The following is a 24,148-nucleotide window of genomic DNA, read 5'->3' on the forward strand; positions in this document are numbered from 1 at the left end:
TACAATCCTAATATTAAATGTGATAAACTACCCTTAGAGGGCTCAATCTATGGCAAAATTACAGGGTGTTATTCTTTTAAACACTGATGCTGCTGCATTGCAAATTGTTGACAGTAGTGGGCGTCAAATTGAGCATGTTAAGCGCGAATATAGCGAAAAAAATTTACCATTAGCTAGTTTTTCTGCTGAAGTGATGCAGCGTGCATTATCACAGCTACAACGGTTCCAACAACTTCTTCGTGATTATGGTGTAGAAGATGTGCGTTTGTACGGTAGTGAAAACTTGTCCAAGATGCTGAATGCTATTTATTTTGTCGATCAAGTAGAAAATGTAACGGGCCTTGAATTACTTTGGCTAAATGCCAATCAAGAAAATTATTATCGGCAGTTGGCCTTGCGCGTGCATGATGAAAAAATTTTAAATGAACGGTACGCATTTGTATTAGGCATCAGCTCTACAAGAATAGACTTATCCTATTTTGAAAATAATCAGTTTAAATTCTCGCAGCATTCAGCCATTGGTCCAGTACGATTAACACAGTCCATCAGAGATATGGCTGCAGAGATTACTGAAATACCAGATTTGATACCGGAATTTATTGATAGTAAATTAGCAGATTTTTGGCATATGTTACCGCCTTTTCAAGCAACTGATACAATTATTTTGCTTGGTGCCGATGTATTAAATCAGCTGTTTTTAAATAAAAAGCCCAAAACTACAATTCATAAATCAGAGCTACAATCATTAATTCGTAGTTTTAATCAGATGAACAAACAAGCTATTGCTGAGCAATATAGCATTGATTTGAATGATATTTGGATGGTCTTCATGGAAGCTGTGTTGGTTGTCGAAGTGATGTCAGCTGTTGGTGCTAGTAATTTACATATGAGTAGCTTGACAGTCTTAGATGGGCTGGTCGTTAAAGACAACAATGCACAAAATGATATCATTACTGCCGCACGTGGTATTGCAGATAGATATATGGTTGAAGAGAAGCATCGAGAGTTGGTTCTGAGATATGCTTGGCGACTATTTGATCGTTTAAAAAGAATTCATCGATTGAGTGCGCGTGACCGGCTCTTATTAGGTGTCGCTGCTTTGACGCACGACGTTGGTAGTTTTATTAATTCTCAGAAGCATTATCAATATTCTGAAGAAATTCTAGAAGGAATTGATTTTCATGGATTATCAACCTCTGAGCAACGAATGATTGCGTCAATTGCACGGTATCATAGCGCTGAAACTCCTGATAATGCACTGCGATCAACGCAAGAGTTTTCTCCAAGGCACCGTATGCGCATTGCTAAAATGGCCGCATTATTACGCTTGGCGGATGCACTTGATGATAGCCGATTACAAAAAATTAGTAAATTAACTGTGTCTATCGGTACAGAAAAAATCACAGTAATCGGACAATCTGCCGCGGATTTGCAATTGGAAATGTATATATTTGCACAAAAAGCACATTTTTTTGAGGCTGTGTTTGGATTGCCCATTGTATTGAAACGTCAGGGGAAAAGGAGCTGAAAAGCACTATGACAGATCTGAAACAACACAAATATTATGTTAATCGTGAAATGAGTTGGTTAGCTTTTAATAAACGTGTGCTTGAAGAAGGGCGCGATACACAAAATCCTATCCTAGAGCGCGCTAATTTTTTAGCGATTACACAAAAAAACATGGATGAATGGTTCATGGTTCGTGTGGCAAGCTTACAACAACAAATGTTTGTAGGTCACGATAAGGTGGATGCATCTGGTTTATCGCCCAAACAACAGCTAATTAAAATTTCTGCCGCTGCAGGAGAACAAATTAAAAACCAGTACCAAGTATTAAATCGTAGTATTATTCCGACCATGAAAAAGTTAGGTTTTTCATTGGTCCATAAAAATGATTTGACGAATGCACAAGTTAACTTTTTGAAGAAATTTTTTGAGAAGGAGTTACGTCCTGTCTTAACGCCGATGGCGATTGATAGTACACGACCATTTCCTTTTTTGGCAAATGATACGTTAAATATTGGTGTCCGTCTGAAAAAAAACGACGAACAATCTGAAAAATATATTGCAGTATTACAGGTTCCAGAAACCTCTGGACGAGTAATCGCACTACCAGAAGAAAATCAAGTGATTTTAGTAGAAGATGTTGTGCAACTATTTTTAGATGCGCTTTTTCCAGGTTATACCATTAAAGAATCAAATGTTTTTCATATTTTACGTGATATGGAATTAGATGTTGCTGATGATGAAGATACGCCCAATATTTTGCAAGAAGTACAAAGTAAATTGCAAGAACGGGAGCGTGGACGAGTTATCCGTGTGATTGTAAGTGCGAACACGGGTAAAATGTTGATGACCCAACTCATCAAAGCCTTACAGGTCCCTGATGATAGAATTTATGAAGTGAGTGGTCCGATTGATTTAACATTCATCAGTTCATGGTTGAAAGTAATTGATGCACCTACACTAGAATATACATCATTTCATGGGTACGAAAATCCCGACTTGACCGCTGATAAAATATTTGAAAATATACGAAAACGCGATTATCTGTTGCATCACCCCTATGATTCATTTAAGCCAGTAGTTCAGTTTATTCAAACAGCTGCTATAGATGATGATGTGCTAGCCATTAAAATGACTCTATACCGTGTATCCGGCAATTCACCAATTATTAAGGCACTCTCTGATGCTGCTCAACGTGGCAAGCAGGTAACGGTATTGCTTGAAATCAAGGCACGCTTTGACGAGGAAAATAATGTCCATTGGGCGCGTGAATTAGAGCAAAAGGGCGTCCATGTGGTCTATGGACTTCGTGGACTAAAAGTGCATGCTAAAATGGCCATGGTAGTGCGACGGGAAAGTGATACTATTCGTCGATATGTCCATCTCGCTACTGGAAACTATAATGATGTTACAGCGAATTTTTATACGGATCTTGGATTGCTAACAGTGGATAGCGAATTAGGTGCAGATGTGGCTTCGATTTTTAATATTCTAACGGGTTACTCTGATCCGAGTTTTTTTCATCAACTGCATATGTCACCTAATGGCATTCGTGAGTTTATTTATGAAAAAATAAACGTCGAAATTAAGAATGCTAAGGCAGGAAAACCATCCGGTATTAAGATGAAATTCAATTCGTTATCTGATGAACGAATGATTCGTCATTTGTACGAAGCAAGTGAAGCTGGTGTACCAGTAGAATTGATAGTTCGAGGAATTACAATGCTCAAGGTTGGTATTCCAAAAGTCAGTGAAACGATAGCTGTGCATTCAATTGTTGGCCGTTTTTTGGAACATAGTCGGGTGTTCATCTTTCATAATGATGATAGTCCACGAGTTTATTTATCTTCTGCAGATTTAATGACAAGAAACTTAAATCGACGTGTTGAATTGTTATTCCCAATTCGCAATGCTGGTTTGTCTCAACAGGTGATTAATATTTTTGAAATCATGTGGGCAGATAATGTTAAAACACGTGTCTTACAACCAGATGGATCGTTTGATAAAATTGATCGTAGAGGCTTATCCTCTGTTAACGCACAAGAAATGTTTATAGCTGAATCTATGGTCAAACAAATTGAGTTAAAGCAACAACAGGACCGAGAAAATACGCAAAAAGAATTTGAGCCAATCAACAACCCGTTTATAGGAGGTGAATCATGACTGTTATAGCAGTAATAGATTTAGGATCGAACTCAGTACGGATGACAATTAGTAGATATCATCAAGATGGTCATTATGAAGTATTGAATAGATTACAAGAGATGGTACGCCTCTCTGAAGGAATGGGTGAAAATAAAGTTTTACAACCTGAGGCTATTAAACGTACGATGAACGCCTTGAAGAATTTCAAGGAAACGCTGGACAAGTACCCAAAAGCGAAAATAAGAGCAGTGGCCACTGCAGCTGTCCGACAAGCAACAAACCAAACGGCATTTTTGACGGAATTTGAAGAAACAATGGGTTTCACGCTGCAAGTACTAACGGGTGAAGAAGAGGCACACTATGATTACGTTGGTATTGTTAATACACTAAACATAAACGACGCCTTAATTTTGGATACTGGTGGTGCCTCTGCAGAATTGATTTTAGTTCGAAACAAAGAATCAGTTCACGAAATAAGTCTGCCTATTGGCGCAGTGACGATTAGCGAAATGTTCCTTGAGAAGGATGTTATTAATGCGGATTCTTTGTTTCAAGCAACTGTAGCCTTAAGGCAAATGTTTGGAGATGTTTCTTGGCTCAGTGATGCCATGCATTTGCCGTTGGTGGCATTGGGTGGTAGCAATCGTACTTTAGCTAAAATTTCTCGACGTCAGCGAAAAATCACTGATATGCCAATTCATGGATACCATCTGAGTAAGCAAGATGCAACAGATATATATCAAAAGATATTAAGTAAAAATCTAGTTGAACGACAGAAAATGGCTGGATTAGCCAAGGATCGTGGTGACATTATTGTCGGTGGCTTATTGCCGTTGGTAGAACTGCTGCTTTTTCTAGGCGGACAGCAGGTCATATTCTCACAAGCTGGTCTGCGGGAAGGTATTTTATTTGAAACGATTAGGCAAGAGACAGGGCAACATGTTATTGCGCCAGAACCCGCTTCAATGACGATAGACTAATAAAAAACAGCCAATATGATTATTGGCTGTTTTTTATTTATTTAATGATCCACCCGGGAGTCGAACCCGGATTTCAAGAACCGGAATCTTGCGTGCGATCCATTACACTAGCGGATCATAACTATTCAATTATAGCCTATTTTACTGGAATTTCAAAGTAAGTTTCGTCACCAATGTCAAATAATATATGCCCAGAAAACTGGTTCATCAAATCTGATTGAAACTTGGTCAGGTCTTCTTCAGATACTGGGACTACGACGTGAACATTTGTATCATACTGTGTGTCTATTATTTGATAATTATGGCTGTTTAGCCAATAATTTAATGTTTCGCCATGCTTATAATCAATGCTGATAGTAACTTGTAGACGTGTTAGTCGTTCCACAAAGTCAATTGACTCAAGTCCTTCAGCAATTGTGCCAGCGTAAGCACGGATCAGTCCGCCTGCCCCTAATTTAATACCACCAAAATAGCGAGTTACTACTGCAATAACATCATGTAGATCATTTTTTTGTAAGACCTCTAGCATTGGTATGCCAGCCGTACCACTCGGTTCACCATTATCACTATAGCGCTTAATGCTGTCATTGTCACCTAAGACATAAGCAAAAACATTATGGCTGGCCTTATAGTGGATTTTATTTATTTTTTCTATAAAATCTCGAGCGTCATTTTCGGAAGTAATACGTGCCATGTTTAAAATGAAACGTGATTTTTTAATTTCTTTTTCCCATGTGAATGCTGTGGGCTTAATTGTGAAATATTTTACCATATAACGTATTATACAGCATGAATGATGAATATTTCTATGGTCGTCAAATTGTCCAACCAAAAGTGGAAACAACGACTAAACATATTATTGAACCTTTTATTGGGAAGAAGTGCCAACGGTGCGGACAGAAGAATACCGAGGAATTGCCTAACCAACATTATTATTGTAACGCTTGTTTGATATTAGGGCGAGTTAGTTCTCTTGATAATTTAGTTTCGTTACCGGAACCAAATCAATTTTCTGGTACTGCTAAAATGACATGGCAAGGTGAATTGACGCAACAACAGGAAAAAGTTAGCAATGAACTATTGGTGACTTTGTTTCAAAAAGGGGAACATTTAGTGTGGGCGGTTACTGGTGCGGGTAAAACTGAAATGTTATTCCCGGTTATCCACAAAGCATTGTGTCAAAGACTACGTGTAGCGATTGTTTCACCACGCGTAGATGTCATTGTGGAGTTAGCACCACGAATTCAGTCGGCATTTGAAGAAACTGAGCTAATGATATTACATGGCAACCAAAAAGAAAACTATCGATATACACAGTTAGTTTTAGCGACCACACATCAGATGTTGCGGTTTTATCATGCTTTCGATCTTGTTATTGTCGATGAAGTTGATAGTTTTCCGTTTGCAGGGGATGCCATGCTGGCTTATGCGGTGAATAAAGCCCGAAAGGAGAACAGTGCTTTAATTTATTTAACGGCGACACCAACACTAGCAATGCGAAAAAAAGCAGGTAAAAAATTACCGACCTCTTATTTGCCATTAAGATTTCACCAGCATGTCTTACCTGAAATAAAAGTAAGATTAGTTAGCAACTGGCGTAAAAGGCTACCGAACGTCATCAAAAAACAAATTATTCAGCTCATTACATCTAAACAACGATTTTTAATTTTTGTGCCAAAAGTCTCTGATTTAAAACCGCTACATCAAAAATTACATCAATTATTTCCAAGTGTACAAAGTGATTACGTACATGCAGCTGATCCATTTCGACAAGAAAAAGTTAAAAAAATGCGTGACGAAAAGTTACAGTATTTAATTACGACTACAATATTAGAAAGAGGGGTTACTTTCCCAAGAATCGACGTATTAATTATAGGAGCAGACGATAAAACATTTAGTGAAAATGCGCTAGTCCAAATTGCAGGTCGTGTAGGGCGTAGTGCCGATCGACCCACCGGTTTAGTACAAGCATATGTACAACATATCAATTTAAAGGTTAGGGCAGCACAAAAACAGATTATCATGATGAATCGTCGTGGGGAAAAATTAAAGCGTAGAATGGACAACTAAAAAAGGAGAAGCTATGCATTGTGCATTGTGTCAAACACAATTATTTGAAGTAAATTCATTTTTGCAGTTTTTTGGCCTAATAAGACATGAAAATAGTGTGTTGTGTGAAAGTTGTCGTCACAATTTTGATGCAATCAATGATCAAAGTTGTCCAGCGTGCGGGCGACAGCAACTAAATAATGACGCATGTTACGACTGCCAAAGGTGGCAATTGAATAACAGGCCCAGCCTTCATCATCGTGCATTGTATCAATACAATGATGCCATGCGATTATTTATGCAACAATATAAATTTAATGGTGACTACAAACTACGTAAAATTTTTAATCGTGAGTTAATAAACCTAGTTCATACTTCAGATATGGATTTGGTAGTAGCAGTTCCTGTTAGCCAGCATACGATGATGACACGTGGATTTAATCAAGTAGCTAGCCTGCTAGAAGGCATTGAATTAACAGAAGCCTTACAAGTTAAGGTAACGAAAAAAATCCAACAATCACATTCTAATCGCAGAGCTCGCATGAAAAGAGAACAGCCATTTTCCATAATCGACGAAAAAATTATTGAAGGACAAAGTATTTTACTTGTAGATGATGTATATACGACTGGTAGTACATTGCACCACGCTGCCGATTTATTATTAGCACATGGGGCTGATTCTGTGAAAAGCATTTCATTAGCACGATGAAAATGAAGAAATTGTAATTTCGCGGTAAACGCTTACAGATATGTTATAATGATGATAGAACCAATATAAAATAACTGACTTGATGATAATATTTAGAATTTTATCATTAAAGAAGGAAATTTGGAGGAATTAGTTTATGTTAGATTACAATGTACGTGGTGAAAATATCACAGTCACAGATGCAATTCGTGAATATGTGGAAAAACGCTTGACGAAATTAAATCGTTATATCGAAGAAAATGCCAAGGCCAACGTTAACTTGCGCACATACAAGTCTGACAATTCTGGTAAGGTTGAAGTAACTATTGTGTTACCTTACGTAGTTTTGCGAGCTGAAGATACTAATCAAGATTTATACGCAGCTGTTGATAATGTTTCTGAAAAAGTAGAACGACAAATTCGTAAGTATAAGACAAAGATCAATCGTAAATCCAGAGAAACTGGATTTAAAGGTATTGATTCGAAGGGTGAAATTCCTGAAGAAGAGGTAGATGATTCTGCTCTACAAATTGTTCGTACTAAGCAGGTTGATTTGAAACCTATGTCACCTGAGGAAGCTGCCTTACAAATGGATTTACTAGGACATGTGTTCTTTATCTTCAAAGATGCAGAGTCAAATACTGATTCAGTAATCTATAAGCGGGCTGATGGAAAGTATGGCTTGCTTGAAACAGCTGAATGATATGCGTCATTGTGTATTATCAACTGCAAAGTGGGGAACATTTTTCCATAATTTAGTTAAGAATCGTAAAAGTTTATAAAGTTATCCAAAAGACCAGTTCAATTGCGTATGCTATATTAAGCAGAGTTTAAATTGAAGAGGTCTTTTATGTTTGGTTGGCAAACGATATTAAAAAATAAACACAGTTTAGTTAAGTGGCTATTAGCAATGGTGATTCCAGTAATTTTAGTTGCTGGGTACCTTGGAGCAACTAGTCATGTAACTCAGCATGCGAACCGTTTAAAGGTCGCTGTTGTTAATTTAGATAAGCCAGCGCAGTTTGAAGGTGAACAACAAAGCGTTGGTGCTAAATTGACTGATCAATTTAAGGCCAGTAAAAAGTTAGTGGTCAAGAAGTATAGTTCAGAGAAGTCAGCTCGAGAAGCCTTAAAGTTGGGACAGATTAGTAGTGTTATTGTTTTCCCAAATAAGATGACGCAGCAGTTGGCCAACTTTAAAAGTTCAGGCAAGAACGTGAATGTTAGACAAGTCATAGCTACTGGTAATAATCAATTTGCTACACAATATACGAGCCGTGTGCTCGAAGACTTGATTAATGAAGCCAATGTAAAGCTGAGCATGGGTATCTCAAACGACTCTACCTTGAAAAATTTAGCAAAGCAAAGCAATAGTTTGGCGGACAAAACATCCGATTTGCAAGCCAATTTACAAGTTGTTGGGAATGCTATTGATACAGATACAGCTAAAGATTTGCAAACAGATGCGAGTGATTTAGCAACACAGTTAGCAACTTATTCTGTTGAGCTTAATACGGCCATTAGTAATAGTGACACCGACAAAATTAAAGAAGCAGCAGCTAAGATAAACGACGTTTCCTACAAAATGCAAACAACGGTAGTAGGGGGAATTAGTAATATTGTTGTGAATTTGAATAATACACAGGCTTTGAGTCAGAAGTCTGGTATTATCCAAACCGAAGCCACATCCGTAAAAAATGGTCAAACTGCTATCTCCAATAAATTAAAATCACTGCTTGGGGATAAGTCCGAGACGACCACTTCCTTGACGCAAATGCTTACGCTAAACATAACTGACATTAAGCCAGTTAAAAACGATGGACAAGTCATTTTGCCACAGGTATTGGCAGTTGGTGTGACAGTAATGGCAATACTATTTGGTTTGGTATTAACAATTAAACCAGAAAAGCCAGAAGCACTTGCGCTTGAACAATGGTGGGATAATTTCCAAATTGGTGGTCTATTGAGTGTTGTAGGTGCGTTGTTAATGACAACCAGTGTATTATTGTGGAAAATACCAATCACTTATTTTTGGTTCATTGTAGGAGTTGTCATACTAGCCGAGTGGATAATGCTAAGTTTTGTTTGGTACCTGAAACAACTATTTGGTCAAGCAGGCTGGTGGTTAGCTACAGGAATATCTGTTTTACAACTGATTATAGTTGCTGTTAGTTATCCAGCAATTGTACAAGATACAGCATTTGGTATTTCTAGACCATTTTGGCCATTAACAGCACTAATAAGTGCTGTCAACCACATTACGTTTAGTGGTGAAATACAGCAAAACGTAATGATCTTAGTAATTTGGTGGATTATACTTACTATTTTATTAGTCTCACAGTATCGTTTTAGGCAACGAAAAAGTTTGACAGAAAAAATTGATGAATAAAAAAAGCGAGCACATTTGAGCTCGCTTTTTTTGTCAATAAATTATGAATTAAATATAGTTGAATCATCGTTAAAGTTAGTAATTTTAGCATGGTCAGCAGCTAATTCAAGTTGCGTAACAGCACCATTTTTAACACTAATCTTGGCAAAATCATGATAGCCAAAATAATCAACAATAGCACGAATAGCTGTACCATGAGAGACAATTAGTACATTATCTCCATCTTGATGACGAGAAAGAATATCGTCAAAACCGTGTTGTATACGGTTTATAAACTGTTGATAGTCCTCTGCAATTTTGAAAGGGTCGCCTTCACGAATCAAATCCATTGCTGCAGGCATACCATATTTAGCGATAACATCGGAAAAATCTGAGAAGGTATCATTTTTATAAGCACCAAGAGTTGTTAAGGCTAAGCCAGTGTGTACACCTTCAAAATAGCCAAAGTTTTCTTCACGGAAGTCTGGTAATTGGATAGCTTGATTGGGTGAATCAGATTTATTGTTGACTAAGATATATTGTGATGTGTGGATAGTTCGTGTTAAGCCAGATGAATAAGCACCATCGAAGTGTACGTTGGCCAGTCGAGTACCGGCTGCATAACCGTCTTGAATCCCTTTTTCTGTTAAGGGGGCATCGGACCAGCCTTGGAAACGATGCAAAAGATTAAAATAGGTTTCGCCATGGCGTACCATGTAGATGTTGACTGTCATAAGTTTCCTCCTGAAGATAACTATTTCCATTTTACCACAAGTGTTTTGGTAGCAGAATGAAAAAGATGCATTCCCGAAGGAATACATCTTTGATTAATTGGCAGCAACTTCATCTTCAGAATTTTTTTCTGAGGCTGCTTCATCCTCGTCAAAAATACCATTTTGATTTAAATCATCTTTTGGTAAAGGCAATTCTTTGACAATGAATTGAGAAATATAAGCATTATCATAATCCAATGCTGTCAACTCAAAGTTGGCGACTTTCATAGTGTCTCCGGCACGGAATTCGGGGTCATGATTCAAGACATATCCAGTTAAGGTAACTGCATCGTCATTTTCAAGTTCTTTGATATTGCGATTAAAGTAACGTTCAAAATCGTATAATGTCATCTTACCTGAGATTTTAAAACGGTGATCTCCGAGCTTTTCGATATAGTCATCAGAAACATCATCAATTTCATCACGTACGGTACCAAACAGTTCTTCATAAATATCTTTGTCAGTAATTAGTCCAGAAGTACCACCATATTCATCAACAACAATTGCAATAGGAGAACGCTTTATAATCATTTCATCCATGACATCATGTAAATCCATATTTTCTGGAACAGCTGGAATATCACGCATAATTTTGGAAACTGGATCAGATGACTTAATACGTGCTTGTCGTACTAAATCATAATTGAAAACATAGCCCAAAACTTTATCTTTATCGTTATCCGCTACAACGGGAAAACGTGAATATCGTTCTTGTAAGTATAAGTTGAGTCCATCCGCAATTGAAGCCGTAACATCGATGATGGTCATGGATGTACGATCGATCATTATGTCCACAGCGACTTTATCATTCATTTCAAACGCACGTTGCATGAAAGTAAGGTCTTCTTCATCTAATTCACCAGCTGCTGCTGCATTCTTAGACAACGACAAAATTTCGGTTTGAGAATAAATGTCCTCTTCACCGTCTGTCCGGAAGCCAAGTAAATGGGTAATACCGTTTGACAAGTGATCTAATGTCCAAATCAAAGGAAACAAAGCAATATGGAAGAATCGTACAGGACGTACAATAAAGAGTAACACCTTGACCGGTGACTCAATTGCAATGTTCTTCGGTACTAAGTCGGTAAATACAGCGTGGACAATCGTGAAAATGATCATAGCGGCGACAGAAGCTACCGCGTGAGCATATTCAGCTGGGATAATCCCAGATCCAAGTATGATTTCAGCAACGGTTTCTTCACCAATCCAACCTAAAATCAAACTTGTTAACGTAATTCCGACTTGTGCAGTTGAAAGATATTCAGTTAAATGTGTTGTCATATAAATAGCATTGCTAATGTTACGTGAAGGCTTTTCACGAGTTTCTTGCAATGCCTTTAATGCACTTAAACGTACTTTTACTAATGAATATTCTGTTAAAGTAAACAAAATAGCTAGTAAAAGGACCACCAAAATAATGAAAAAATTGATGATCATAGACGGACCAGAATCCAAATTCGTAAACCTCTTTTCATATTATAACTAATACACATTATAACAAAGATCGTATGAGGACGTTGGATTTTATAACTTTCTTAAGGGTGACTATTGTCAGTATTAGACGTTTCTATGAAGTTAATGGGAAGGGAACAAACATATGGTTCTTGCGAGCAATTCAATATGATTTATAAAAAAAGTATGGTATTATAGAAATCTAAACAACATGCATGCATCAATGGAAATCCTTGATATAATAGGATTCTTTCCTTTTTATTGTCCTTTTATTTTCTAGCAGCCTTTTTTAAATAGGTTATTCAATTCATAAGAACATGCGTTCGCTGAGACAAAATTAGGGCTTGAAGAATTAATTAAAAAGGGTAAACTTAAAGTCAGTAGTTATTAGATTCAAAACAGAGGAAATAAATATAAAAGAGGTCGGTATCATGGAAAAAGTTACAGTATATACAAAATACAATTGTGTGCAATGCAAGATGACCAAAAAGTTTTTAGAAGCGCAAGGTATACCTTTTAAAGAAATTAACATTGAAGAGGAAACACAATTTGTTGAGGAACTGAAGGCTAATGGTCATCGCCAAACACCGGTTGTGGCGGTGGAAGGCCTACCAGCATTTTCCGGATTCCGTCCTGATGTGCTAAAGAAAATTTCTGCTTGATTTTCGTTAACATCGTGCGGTGCAAAGCTTAGCGGTGTTTTTTATTACATTTTTTCTAGTAAGAGTGTTGATAAATTGCAGAAGTTTGTTGTCAATCAAAGGTAGTTCAAAATATAAAGTGTCAACACGGCAATCGATCACATTCAAAACCAAAGGACAATAAACTGATGTCATTAAAAGAGTTAGATTTAGAAAACGTAACATATTTTGATTTAAACAATCAAGTAAATATTCCAAAGAACAATGAAATTCAGCTTGATAAAGATCAAGAGGCATTGAACGCTTTTTTGGATGAGAATGTTTTGCCCAATGTGATGCATTTTGATTCCTTGCAAGAACGTCTGGATTGGATGTTTGATCATCGCTTCTTGGAACGTGAATTTATTCAAAAATACAACCTAACATTCATTGAAAAGTTATATACATATTTAGCGGGTGAACATTTTAAGTTTAAATCCTTTATGGCGGCCTTCAAGTTCTATAATCAATATGCGCTTAAAACTAATGATGGTGCATATTATATTGAAACATATGAAGATCGTGTTGCCATGAATGCTTTATATTATGCAGATGGGAATGAGAATTTGGCACTGCGTTTGGCTGATGAAATGATACATCAACGCTATCAACCAGCGACACCATCTTTCTTAAACGCGGGCCGAGCTCGACGCGGAGAATTGGTATCGTGCTTTATTATTCAGACTTCAGATGATATGAACTCAATTGGGCGGACCATCAATTCAGCGCTGCAACTATCCAAAATGGGTGGTGGCGTTGGTATCAATCTTTCAAATGTGCGTGAGGCTGGTGCACCAGTCATGGGTATCGATAATGCTGCCGGTGGTGTAGTGCCAATTATGAAATTGTTAGAGGACTCGTTTACATTTTCATCACAAGTTGGTGCTCGTCAAGGAGCCGGCGTCGTTTATTTATCAGTTTTTCACCCTGATATTTTATCTTTCTTATCAACTAAGAAGGAAAACGCTGACGAAAAGATACGAGTAAAAACATTATCTCTTGGGTTGACTGTCCCAGATAAATTTTATGATTTAGTCAAGCAAAATGAGACAATGTACTTGTTTAGCCCAGACGATGTTGAGAAGGTTTATCAACAACCGTTTAATTACGTTGATATTACTGCCGAATATGACAACATGGTCGCTAACGATAAAATCCGTAAGCAACGTATCGACGCGCGATCCCTTGAAGAAGAAATATCTAAGTTACAACAAGAATCGGGTTACCCGTATATCATTAATATTGATACAGCTAATCGAACTAATCCAGTTCCTGGTAAGATTGTATCTTCTAACCTGTGTTCAGAGATATTACAAGTACAAACGCCGTCAGAAATTGACAATGAACAACATTATACAAAATTAGGTTCGGATATTAGTTGTAACTTAGGGTCGATTAATATCGTAAACATGATGAACACGAATGATTTCGGTGGATCTGTGGATGCAATGGTTCGGGCACTAACCTTTGTATCCGATTCGTCTAATTTGGATGTTGTTCCTTCAATCGATTTAGGTAACAAAGAAAAACATGCCATCGGCTTGGGTGCTATGGGACTAGCAGCATATTTTGCACAAAATAAGATGTACTATGGAGATGAAGAAGCATTAGACTTTACATCAACATTTTTCATGATGCTGAATTATTATTCTATTAAATCTTCAATGGGCATTGCAAAAGAACGGCATGAAACGTTTTATCAGTTTGATCAATCGGGTTATGCGGATGGAACATACTTTGACAAGTACGTTGAAAAGAATTGGACGCCAAAAACCGAAAAAGTGGCAAAAGCCTTTGCTGGTTTTGATGTGCCAACAGAACAAGACTGGGCACAGTTAAAAGAAGACGTAGCAAAATACGGTATGTATAATGCCTATCGTCATGCAATCGCGCCAACAGGTTCTATTTCTTATGTTAACGATGCAACGGCCTCTTTGTTGCCAATTGTTAACAAAATTGAAGAACGTCAAGAAGGTATGATTGGTAAGGTTTACTATCCAGCACCGGGATTAAGCAATGAAACAATGCCATATTATGTTTCAGCGTACGATACAGATATGCGTAGAGTAATTGATGTATATGCTGCTGCACAAGAACATATTGATCAAGGAATGGCGTTGACATTATTTATGCGTTCTACATTGCCTGAACATTTGTACGAATGGAAAAATAATCGTACAAATAAAATGACGACGCGTGATTTGACCATTTTGCGTAACTATGCCTTTAACAAGGGGATAAAATCGCTTTATTATGTTCGTACGTTTACAGATGACAACCAAGAATCAGGTGTTAATGAATGTGAAAGTTGCTCAATTTAATTTAAAAGAGCGCTTAGCTATGAAATGAAGGAATGAATGACAACTATAAATATTCTTTATGCCTCTACTGAAGGTAATACAAAAGCGTTTATTGAAAAGTTAGCAGCTGTTGCTGAATCTAATGGTGATGGATTTTCCGCGCGTTTAATTGGTGATGAAACAGAATATGCAAATGAAACACAACCCTATGTTGCTTTCGTGCCGACTTATCTAACAGGCGGTACTGGAACAGGACCGGAAGTTAAAGAAATTTTTACAAATGCCTTGGGCGATTATATTGCATTTGGTAATAATGCGCGATACTTAAAAGGGGTGGTTGGTTCAGGAAACCGAAACTTCAACATCCAATTTAACTTGACAGCGATTCGCTATGGAAAAAACTTTGATGTTCCAATGATTGCAGCCTATGAATTGCGAGGTAGCAAGTTTGATGCAGAAAAGATATATAATAAGATAAAACCTTATTTTGGAGAATGACAATGGCACATATAAACAACGGTTCATACACAGCGATTAACTGGAATAACATTGAAGATGAATTAGATAAGGCGACATGGGAAAAGTTAACACAACAGTTTTGGCTAGACACCCGAATTCCTATTTCAAATGATTTACGTACTTGGCGTGGTAACATGTCCGAACAAGAACGCCAAACAATGAACTTGGTCTTTGGCGGCTTAACAACTTTGGATACATTACAATCACAAGATGGTATGGCGCAATTAAAGTTAGATGCCACGAATCAAAAAGAAGAAGCGGTATTGAATAATATTCAATTCATGGAATCAGTTCATGCCAAGTCATATTCATCAATTTTCGAAACACTAAATGAAAAAGTTGAGATTGAAAAGATTTTTGAATGGGCAGATTCTAACGAGTTTTTACAATATAAGGCGAATAGAATTAACGATATTTACCATAATGGTTCAGCGTTACAGAAAAAAATTGCTTCGGTTTTCTTAGAAACTTTCTTATTCTACTCAGGTTTTTACACACCATTGTATTTCTTGGGGCATAATAAAATGTTAAATGTGGCGGAGATTATTAAACTAATTATTCGTGATGAATCGGTTCACGGTACGTACATTGGCTACAAGTTCCAAATTGGGTTTAATAAAATTTCGGCTGAAGAACGTACAGAACTACAAAGCTGGATGTATGATCTGTTATATGAATTGTACGAAAATGAAGAGAAATATACACACGAGTTATATGATGACTTAGGTTGGACTGAACAAGTGCTCACATTTTTACGGTATAATGCTAATAAAGCTTTGATGAACTTAGGCCAAGAGCCAATGTTCCCTGACGGGGCTGAAGATGTTAACCCGGTTGTTATGAATGGTATTTCAACTTCTACAGCAAATCATGACTTCTTCTCAGGTGTTGGAAATGGTTATTTATTGGGTGAAGTTGAAGCAATGAATGATGATGATTATAATATTGGATTAGACTAAAAAAGAATCGCAATTGCGATTCTTTTTTTATTTAAACTTCATCATGTGAGAAGAAGGATAGTGATGTAAGAAGTTTTGCTAATACTGGGTACAACTTCCCAGCAAATATAATCCAAGCGTATGCAAACAAGACAGCAGCTATTGTATCACTTAAGTAATGTGCGTTAAAGTATATTCGTGACATTAAAGTCATTACGCCAATAACAGTTATTGCCCAAGAAATTAAGAACTGTTTTCGTGGCGATTCGATGTTAGGAATAACAAGCAAGGAAAGGATGAATATGACTGAAAATATACCAAACACATGACTGCTAGGGAATGAGGAGCCTTGGTCGCTGAGTAAATGACCAACTGGACGGCTCCTATCGACGCTAAGTCGAATAATGGCATTGAAAATATTTCCTAGAATAATTGTGGTAACCGCCCAAATGGCTGGAATACGCAAATTAGCAAGTAGTAGGATGGCCGCTAGAATCAACACATAAATGACATCAAGGATGGGTGAACCTAGAAAGGAAAATACAGTCATCAAGATATCATTTAGACCAGTTTGAATGCCTGCCATGAATGAATGAATGCTATTATCAATGATGGTTGGAAATATAAACTTTATTTTGACAAAAACACTAATAATAAGGGCAGATATAAAGCAGATAATCGCATAACGCAATTGCTTATTTTTTACGGAAATAATCATTGTACTGATCTCCAGAAAGAGTTTTTTTAACTCCTTCTAGTATAAGGGATTCGCTATAGAAATTACAATACTATCATTTCTGCAATGCACAATCTTTATCTTCCAACGATGGAAAATTAGTTGCCTTTATAATCTGGGGCTAATTTGTTTACGGGTGGAGTGAACTTACGCATCGATTCAGCTAGATGTACAAAATTTGTTACTAAATGTTGGTTAGGTGCATTAACACCGTTTTTATCAGCCAAGTCTGCAATCCAACCGTTAATATAGTCCACTTCAGTTGGGCGTCCCTTGACAAAATCCTGATACATTGATGGGAAATGAAGCGGGTTACCAATATTTGAAACATAATCAACCTGCTTGACCATTTCATCGCGTGTTTCAATTAGTGTAATGCCTGCTGCCTCAGCAGCATCGTAAGCTTCATTAATTAATGGGCGAGCAATACCTTCAAGGAAGTTATCGTAGGCCATTAGCTGACCCATTCGTGACTGAAACATTGTGGCGATGGAATTTTCAACTGCGTTGAAAAATACTTTAGTCAATAGTGTACCCATAAAGTTTTCCGTATAAGAGGGGTTTAAGTGCGCTGCCTTGAAATCTTCTTGGATCTTATCCATAACCGTTGATGGTTTTTCGGTTAGATTAGCATAAACAGAGCTACCCATACTTTCTCCGCCCATGAAATCAACGTCGCCGTAATCATTTAAGACGGTGGCGATCATTGCTGTACCACCAATAATGTGTTCATCATCAAAATATTTTTGCAACTTTTCAATATGACCCATGCCGTTCATTGCACCGAGGGCGGTCTGTCCAGGTTTGAATTTTGGCGAAAGACGATCCAAGGTATCTTGGAGTTGCATTTGCTTCATGAAGAAAATCCAAACATCAGGGCTACCTTCATATTCTTCAGGAGAAAAAATGTTAATTTTAATTTCGTGACGGTCTTTGTGATCACGGGATTTCCAAACTTTATCACCTTGTTCGTGAATCTTATCGAGGCTTGCTTGCGTTGGTTCGACAAAATCAACGGGGACACCGGCATTTTCCTGAAGCAAAATGCCGTAACGAAGACCCATTGCACCGGCACCAACAACTGTGTATTTCATAATTATAATAACCTCCAAAGACTTGATGAGATAATACTAATCCTTTTATCACAAAAAGTCAATGTGATGGATGTATCAAATGGGAACTTTATTGACATCATGATGGCGTTTTTAATTTAAAGTAATCAATTAGCAAATCATATAACGTTCATTTAGCCTAGCTGATATAATATTAATGTATGCATATCGTATACTTAAACAATCAACAATATATCGCTCAAAGTGTGCACGCAACAACAATAGTTTCATTATTGTGTGTGTATATTTTGTTACGTCACACATTAAAGTCACTGCGCAATAAAAGCTTTTCATGGCGGGGTCTACTGGGGCGGGCTATTCTCTCGGTATATGCAACGTTGGTTGCTGCTTTTACACTAACCTTTTATAAATGGCCATCATTTGCAACATATTTGGCAGTGATAAAAGGATATGGCGATTTTGGTCAGTACTCATTCGTCCATTTATCGCTGTTTAATGCAGATAATGTTGCCCTCAGCTGGTACCAGATGACTGGTAATTTTATGTTACTGCTGCCGTTAGGGTTTATAGCTCCGTTCTTATTTCCAAAATGGCGGGGATTGCTTCGTATTGTGCCAAGAATATTTTTAACAACGTTAACTATTGAAATCATTCAGGGAACTAGCACATTCTTTTATCTTTCAAATCGTATCTTTGATATGAATGATCTTGCTGTAAACACAGCTGGGGGTGTGGTGGGCTATGTTATCTATCTGATAACAATTTTCGTTATGAAAAAAGATAAAAATTTTGTTCCAAACCATGTTGAGAAAGGCAATTTAAATGAGCACAATCTTTATATTAAGTCTTAATCTTATATGTATTTATTTTTTCTTTTGGCTAATTAAACCAATAAACTTTGCCAGATTTATGCCATATACACCGCGTCAAGCAGCTTTTTTGAAAGTGGTACTCTCCATCATAGGAGGATATCTTTTGGCTAGCTTTTTTGTTTCAGCAACAAATTGGGTTATTCAAATACCAAGCACAATATTGGGAAATTAGCTTTTTTAAATTATTAAAGATATTTTTAGTTGAGCATCCCACTTGTATGAGAATCAAGCGTAAAAAGGTCTTTACAATATGTTATAATTTAATAGATTGTATATGAAAATAATTAACATTAATAAAAGTTAAAGTCTCGGAGACATGAAATGGCAAAAGATATTGGAATTGATTTAGGAACAGCCAATGTTCTCATTTACGTAGAAGGAAAAGGTATTGTACTAAACGAACCGTCAGTTGTTGCGGTTGATGATAAAACAGATCGAGTTTTGGCTGTGGGATCAGAAGCTTATCGTATGGTAGGACGCACACCAGGTAATATTCGTGCGGTGCGACCACTTAAAGATGGTGTTATTTCGGATTTTGATGTCACAGAAGCAATGCTAACCTATTTTGTTGACAAACTTAACGTTAAAGGATTCATGTCGAAGCCTAACATTATGATTTGCGCACCTACTAATATCACAGAGATTGAACGTAAAGCGATTATACAGGCTGCTGAAAAAGCAGGTGGTGCAAAGGTTTATCTTGAGTATGAACCTAAAGTTGCTGCAGTTGGTGCAGGACTGGATATTTTCAAGCCAATTGGTTCAATGGTGATTGACATGGGTGGTGGTACCTCTGATATTGCCGTATTATCATTAGGAGACATTGTTGTTTCTGAGTCCATTCGAATTGCCGGTGACAAAATGAATTTTGATATTGTTAACTTCTTAAAGCGCCGTCACAATTTAATTGTTGGTGAGCGTACTGCGGAAACAATCAAAATTCAAATCGGTTCGGCGCTGCAGGCTGATGAACCATTAACAATGGAAGTGCGTGGCCGTGATAATTTTGAGGGTATGCCTAAAACTGTAACGATCAACTCAAACGAAGTTGAAGATTCATTACATGATACGTTGCAACAAATTGTTCGTGCTGCACATTCCGTTTTGGCTAAATTACCACCTGAATTAGCATCTGACATTATTGACCGTGGTATCATGCTGACTGGTGGTGGCGCATTACTGCATGGCATGGATCAATTACTTTCAGATGCACTGGAAGTACCGGTGGTAGTATCAGATTCACCGCTAGATAATGTTGCTAAAGGAGCAGGAGCCCTACTTGAACACATGAAATCAGGGCGCCGAGGATTATAATGAGAAGAAAAAATCAGAACTTTGACGTTGAATTAATTGTAAATGACCAACAAACACAAGTTTTAGTTGATAAGAAACAAATTGGATACATTGAAAAAGCTGATCGTGGTTTTGTTGGATTTTTTGGTCAACAAGCGATTATTAATCAAGCCAAAGACGAAGACGAAGCCTTGCAAGCTATCTTGGCAAGCTTTAATCTAAATCACTAAAAATAAGGCACGTTGTGACTAATCATGACGTGCTTTGTACATAATTTTTTTAAAGAAATAAAGCGGCTTAACAAAATCGAATTGATATTTTTTTCTTTCAGTGTGCCGTTTTATATACTGGAGATGCTATGCAACAGACACGACAAACTTCAAGACGAACATCTGGATCAGAGCTTGATTGGGGAATCATTTTAGCTTTGTTGCTATTTATGATTATCGGCTTGAGTTCATTATATGAAGCAGCGACACATATGCAGGGTGCGACAACCTTAAGTGCTGTAAAAGTAGTGATGAACCAGGGCATATTCTGGTTTATAGGCGTATTATTAATTGTTTTTTTAGTCAGGTTTGACGGATCACAATTGTGGAAATTAGCACCTATTACCTATGGATTAGGCATCTTTTTGTTAGTAGCAGTGCTAATATTTTATAATCGAGCAATGTATGATTCTACGGGTGCTAGATCATGGTTTGTAATTGGCCCCTTATCATTCCAACCTTCTGAAGTTGTTAAACCGGCGTTCATTTTGATGCTGAGCCGTGTGGTTGCGCAGCATAATAGAAATTATCCGAATCATGCACTATCAACAGACTGGTTGTTGTTAGGTAAAATGGCGGTTTGTTTTATACCTGTTGCGGCATTAATTGCTTTGCAAAATGATTTGGGAACTTTATTGGTTTTCGTTGCTATTTTTGGTGGTGTTGCACTGGTTTCTGGGGTAACCTGGCGAATCCTTGCTCCGGTAATTATTTTGGGTGCGACCGTTGGCACAACGTTGTTAACTTTGGTTATTTCTTCAGCTGGTCGGACTATATTGAGCAAGTTGGGATTCCAATCTTATCAATTTTCTCGTATTGATACATGGTTAAACCCCGCAAATGATACGTCAGGGAATGGATATCAAACTTATCAAAGTTTAAAAGCTATAGGTTCTGGTCAATTGACAGGCAATGGATGGGGAAGTCTTAAGGTGTATGTACCTGTGCGCGAATCAGACATGATTTTTTCCGTTATTGGTGAAAGTTTTGGCTTTATAGGTGGTGCGTTCCTAATAGCGTTATATTTCGGTTTAATTTATTTATTAATTCGTGCCACTTTTAGAGCACAAAGTGCCTTTTATGCCTACATTGCCACTGGTGTTGTAATGATGGTATTGTTTCACGTCTTTGAAAACATTGGTATGAGTATTGGATTATTACCACTGACAGGTATTCCATTACCGTTTGTTTCACAAGGTGGTTCCTCATTGTTAGGAAACATGATTGGTGTAGGATTGATTCTTTCTATAGGTTACCAGCGTCAAAATAGCACGTTTACAGAAACGACAGGTTTTTTTATTTGATGATAGAATTAGATGAATTAAAAAAAGAATTTATAACATTGCGTCAAAAGGTGCGTAATGGGGATGTGTTCCAATCATTAGGAGAATTAATGAAGGAATCACTACATAAAATGCCCCCGCAATCTTTAACAACTGTGTCGTTGCCTGTTGATGGTGAATTTGCGTTAAAACGTATGCAGAACTATACGCAACGGGCAGATCAAATGACCGAATCAGAAACAGCGACGGAAGATTTTGACTTTCAAGTGAAGGACGCAGATTTGGCGTTGATTGTTGAACAGTTAGCTAGTCCGTTGCCAAAGTATCGAGATACGGGAGCATTCTTTTTCTTAAGTGATATGATTCAAAATGATTTGCTTTCAGAGGAGCAATTGCGTTGGCTAACAGATTATCTTGTTTCGGATGAGCAATTATTCGCTCATATCTTAGAACCACAGAATGACGCCATTTATCGCCGTTCCTTTAGTGTGTTAGTTTTATCTTTGTTATTATTTTCAAACCGTATAAAAACACCTTTTATGTCTGAGACGCAATTAAATCATGTTATCGATCAAGTTGCATTGTATGCCGCTTTGGAACGTGATGGACGTGGCTTTATTGATGAAAATGGTTGGGCGCATGCTTTTACGCATATTGGAAACGCTGTCGCAGAGATCTTCTTAATGCCTGATTTAGTAAGGGCCGATAAGGTATTTGTTCTGGGTGCTGTTCTCGCTGGTTATCATGAATTATCACAGCCGTTGACTTTTGGCGAAACAGAACGTTTGGTAGAAGTGATTACCCATATCTCCAAGCAACATGAGTTGTATGCAGATTATCTATTATTAACTTTAAAAATGTGGCGAAAAGATTTAGTGACCCAAACGCCACCAAAGACACAACAACAATGGCAACAATTGTATAACCGATCACAGTTTTTCCATGAAATTTTGCTACGTGGAAAAAATGAAGTACCAGAGGCGGTATTTGATTATGTGAGCGTTACAAAAAACTATTTAGCATAATAATTTAAAATGTTTATTGCACATACAAGGTGAGGACGGAAAGATGACTAAAAAAAGAGTAGCGCTTATTTTTGGAGGTAATTCCTCTGAGCACGACGTATCAAAGCGTTCAGCGCAAAATTTCTATAATGCAATCGAAGCAACTGGTAAATATGAAATTATTGTTTTTGCAATTGCCCAAAATGGTTTCTTTTTAGATACGGAAAGTTCTAAGAAAATACTTGCGTTAGAAGATGAACAGCCCATTGTGGACGCCTTCATGAAAACTGTCGATACTAGTGATCCATTGGCGCGCATTCATGCTTTAAAGAGTGCGGGTGACTTTGATATTTTCTTCCCTGTAGTTCATGGTAACTTAGGAGAAGATGGTACACTGCAAGGTTTATTTAAACTATTAGATAAACCATATGTGGGGGCACCGTTACGTGGCCATGCGGTAAGCTTTGACAAAGCTTTGACTAAAGAACTATTGACGGTAAATGGTATTCGCAATACTAAATACATTGTGGTGGACCCTGAGTCAGCAAACAATTGGTCGTGGGATAAGATTGTGGCTGAATTAGGCAACATTGTGTTTGTTAAAGCTGCTAATCAAGGATCTTCAGTGGGAATTTCACGTGTAACCAATGCCGAAGAATATACTGAAGCATTATCAGATTCATTCCAATATGATTATAAAGTTTTGATAGAAGAAGCAGTCAACGGTGCCCGAGAGTTGGAAGTTGGTGTGATTGGTAACGATCAGCCGCTTGTCTCTGAGATTGGCGCACATACAGTGCCAAATCAGGGTAGTGGGGACGGTTGGTATGATTATAATAATAAGTTCGTTGATAATTCCGCTGTTCACTTTGAAATTCCTGCTCAGTTATCCCCAGAAGTAACAAAAGAAGTTAAACAAATGGCTTTAGATGCTTATAAAGTATTGAATTTACGTGGCGAAGCGCGAATGGATTTTTTGTTAGATGAAAATAATGTTCCCTACTTAGGTGAACCAAACACGTTACCAGGGTTCACGAATATGTCGTTATTTAAACGTTTGTGGGATTATTCTGATATTAACAACGCCAAGCTAGTTGATATGTTGATTGACTACGGGTTTGAAGATTTTGCACAAAATAAAAAATTGAGTTACTCATTTGTGTCACTTGGAGAAGAAAAGATAGGGAAGTTTAACTAATAGAATTTAGTATTAGTAGCAT

General features: G+C 37.3%; 23 protein-coding genes. 18 read left to right on the plus strand and 5 right to left on the minus strand.

The genetic code is table 11. From position 1 onward, the window contains the following. The first annotated feature begins 49 nt into the window (after positions 1 to 49). The 3 genes from RHP64_RS01160 to ppx are packed head-to-tail and all read left to right on the plus strand — an operon-like array spanning position 50 to position 4,631. On the plus strand, positions 50 to 1,528 hold the full coding sequence (locus RHP64_RS01160) for a Ppx/GppA phosphatase family protein (RefSeq protein ID WP_025267698.1): 1,479 nt from the start codon (positions 50 to 52) through the stop codon (positions 1,526 to 1,528). A gap of 8 nt (positions 1,529 to 1,536) precedes the next feature. Then, positions 1,537 to 3,669, plus strand: a complete 2,133-nt coding sequence (locus RHP64_RS01165; protein WP_462785051.1) for an RNA degradosome polyphosphate kinase — start codon at positions 1,537 to 1,539, stop codon at positions 3,667 to 3,669. After that, complete coding sequence (gene ppx / locus RHP64_RS01170) at positions 3,666 to 4,631, plus strand: exopolyphosphatase (protein ID WP_025267700.1); 966 nt, start codon at positions 3,666 to 3,668, stop codon at positions 4,629 to 4,631. Before RHP64_RS01165 ends, ppx begins: the two co-directional genes overlap by 4 nt. A gap of 136 nt (positions 4,632 to 4,767) precedes the next feature. Here ppx and RHP64_RS01175 read toward each other — a convergent pair whose 3' ends face one another. Further along, entirely contained in the window at positions 4,768 to 5,403 is a 636-nt protein-coding gene (locus RHP64_RS01175; protein ID WP_002815968.1) for a YigZ family protein, read from the minus strand. 17 nt (positions 5,404 to 5,420) lie between these two features. Between RHP64_RS01175 and RHP64_RS01180 the strand changes: the two genes are divergently transcribed. From RHP64_RS01180 to RHP64_RS01195, 4 genes are all read left to right on the plus strand, one after another. After that, the gene (locus RHP64_RS01180; protein WP_011679154.1) at positions 5,421 to 6,701 is read left to right on the plus strand and encodes an ATP-dependent helicase ComFA; all 1,281 of its coding nucleotides are present in this window, start codon (positions 5,421 to 5,423) and stop codon (positions 6,699 to 6,701) included. A gap of 277 nt (positions 6,702 to 6,978) precedes the next feature. Further along, the gene (locus RHP64_RS01185; RefSeq protein WP_014324218.1) at positions 6,979 to 7,389 is read left to right on the plus strand and encodes a ComF family protein; all 411 of its coding nucleotides are present in this window, start codon (positions 6,979 to 6,981) and stop codon (positions 7,387 to 7,389) included. A gap of 136 nt (positions 7,390 to 7,525) precedes the next feature. After that, positions 7,526 to 8,071: a ribosome hibernation-promoting factor, HPF/YfiA family gene (gene hpf / locus RHP64_RS01190; protein WP_010291116.1), complete on the plus strand. Its 546-nt coding sequence runs from the start codon at positions 7,526 to 7,528 to the stop codon at positions 8,069 to 8,071. 147 nt (positions 8,072 to 8,218) lie between these two features. Continuing rightward, positions 8,219 to 9,757, plus strand: coding sequence for a YhgE/Pip domain-containing protein (locus RHP64_RS01195; protein WP_025267702.1), 1,539 nt, complete (start codon positions 8,219 to 8,221; stop codon positions 9,755 to 9,757). A gap of 41 nt (positions 9,758 to 9,798) precedes the next feature. Here RHP64_RS01195 and RHP64_RS01200 read toward each other — a convergent pair whose 3' ends face one another. Both RHP64_RS01200 and RHP64_RS01205 read right to left on the minus strand, forming a co-directional pair. Continuing rightward, positions 9,799 to 10,470 carry a histidine phosphatase family protein gene (locus tag RHP64_RS01200; protein ID WP_025267703.1) on the minus strand — a complete coding sequence of 224 codons (672 nt, stop codon included), beginning with the start codon at positions 10,468 to 10,470 and terminating at the stop codon, positions 9,799 to 9,801. A 93-nt stretch (positions 10,471 to 10,563) separates the two neighbouring features. Further along, a complete protein-coding gene (locus tag RHP64_RS01205) occupies positions 10,564 to 11,964 on the minus strand; it encodes a hemolysin family protein (RefSeq protein WP_011679157.1) in 1,401 nt (466 codons plus the stop codon). A 428-nt stretch (positions 11,965 to 12,392) separates the two neighbouring features. On the opposite strand from RHP64_RS01205, the gene nrdH reads away from it, so the two are divergent. The 4 genes from nrdH to nrdF all read left to right on the plus strand — a co-directional run bounded on the left by nrdH (position 12,393) and on the right by nrdF (position 16,419). Then, positions 12,393 to 12,623, plus strand: a complete 231-nt coding sequence (gene nrdH / locus RHP64_RS01210; RefSeq protein WP_002815957.1) for a glutaredoxin-like protein NrdH — start codon at positions 12,393 to 12,395, stop codon at positions 12,621 to 12,623. Positions 12,624 to 12,790: 167 nt separating this feature from the next. Next, positions 12,791 to 14,962: a class 1b ribonucleoside-diphosphate reductase subunit alpha gene (nrdE, locus tag RHP64_RS01215; RefSeq protein WP_038534115.1), complete on the plus strand. Its 2,172-nt coding sequence runs from the start codon at positions 12,791 to 12,793 to the stop codon at positions 14,960 to 14,962. A gap of 36 nt (positions 14,963 to 14,998) precedes the next feature. After that, entirely contained in the window at positions 14,999 to 15,439 is a 441-nt protein-coding gene (locus tag RHP64_RS01220) for a class Ib ribonucleoside-diphosphate reductase assembly flavoprotein NrdI (RefSeq protein ID WP_002815955.1), read from the plus strand. A gap of 2 nt (positions 15,440 to 15,441) precedes the next feature. Next, a complete protein-coding gene (gene nrdF, locus RHP64_RS01225) occupies positions 15,442 to 16,419 on the plus strand; it encodes a class 1b ribonucleoside-diphosphate reductase subunit beta (RefSeq protein WP_010290839.1) in 978 nt (325 codons plus the stop codon). Positions 16,420 to 16,450: 31 nt separating this feature from the next. On the opposite strand, the gene RHP64_RS01230 is transcribed toward nrdF, so the two are convergent. Continuing rightward, positions 16,451 to 17,116, minus strand: a complete 666-nt coding sequence (locus RHP64_RS01230) for a phosphatase PAP2 family protein (protein ID WP_014324223.1) — start codon at positions 17,114 to 17,116, stop codon at positions 16,451 to 16,453. 116 nt (positions 17,117 to 17,232) lie between these two features. Next, the gene (locus tag RHP64_RS01235) at positions 17,233 to 18,228 is read right to left on the minus strand and encodes a ketopantoate reductase family protein (RefSeq protein WP_011679159.1); all 996 of its coding nucleotides are present in this window, start codon (positions 18,226 to 18,228) and stop codon (positions 17,233 to 17,235) included. Positions 18,229 to 18,407: 179 nt separating this feature from the next. On the opposite strand from RHP64_RS01235, the gene RHP64_RS01240 reads away from it, so the two are divergent. The 7 genes from RHP64_RS01240 to RHP64_RS01270 all read left to right on the plus strand — a co-directional run bounded on the left by RHP64_RS01240 (position 18,408) and on the right by RHP64_RS01270 (position 24,126). Then, on the plus strand, positions 18,408 to 19,058 hold the full coding sequence (locus RHP64_RS01240) for a VanZ family protein (protein WP_014324224.1): 651 nt from the start codon (positions 18,408 to 18,410) through the stop codon (positions 19,056 to 19,058). Further along, positions 19,030 to 19,251, plus strand: coding sequence for a DUF1146 domain-containing protein (locus tag RHP64_RS01245; RefSeq protein WP_014324225.1), 222 nt, complete (start codon positions 19,030 to 19,032; stop codon positions 19,249 to 19,251). Before RHP64_RS01240 ends, RHP64_RS01245 begins: the two co-directional genes overlap by 29 nt. A 149-nt stretch (positions 19,252 to 19,400) precedes the next feature. Beyond that, positions 19,401 to 20,393, plus strand: coding sequence for a rod shape-determining protein (gene mreB / locus RHP64_RS01250; protein ID WP_002815948.1), 993 nt, complete (start codon positions 19,401 to 19,403; stop codon positions 20,391 to 20,393). Beyond that, a complete protein-coding gene (locus tag RHP64_RS01255; protein WP_025267704.1) occupies positions 20,393 to 20,602 on the plus strand; it encodes a DUF2969 family protein in 210 nt (69 codons plus the stop codon). Before mreB ends, RHP64_RS01255 begins: the two co-directional genes overlap by 1 nt. Positions 20,603 to 20,730: 128 nt before the next feature. Continuing rightward, a complete protein-coding gene (locus RHP64_RS01260; RefSeq protein ID WP_011679160.1) occupies positions 20,731 to 21,945 on the plus strand; it encodes an FtsW/RodA/SpoVE family cell cycle protein in 1,215 nt (404 codons plus the stop codon). Continuing rightward, the gene (locus tag RHP64_RS01265) at positions 21,945 to 22,949 is read left to right on the plus strand and encodes a DUF2785 domain-containing protein (RefSeq protein WP_025267705.1); all 1,005 of its coding nucleotides are present in this window, start codon (positions 21,945 to 21,947) and stop codon (positions 22,947 to 22,949) included. The genes RHP64_RS01260 and RHP64_RS01265 overlap by 1 nt, the downstream gene beginning before the upstream one ends. Before the next feature lie 43 nt (positions 22,950 to 22,992). Beyond that, positions 22,993 to 24,126 carry a D-alanine--D-alanine ligase family protein gene (locus RHP64_RS01270; RefSeq protein ID WP_014324227.1) on the plus strand — a complete coding sequence of 378 codons (1,134 nt, stop codon included), beginning with the start codon at positions 22,993 to 22,995 and terminating at the stop codon, positions 24,124 to 24,126. Positions 24,127 to 24,148: the final 22 nt, after the last annotated feature.

The sequence above is a fragment of the Leuconostoc sp. XM4 genome, assembly GCF_055698815.1.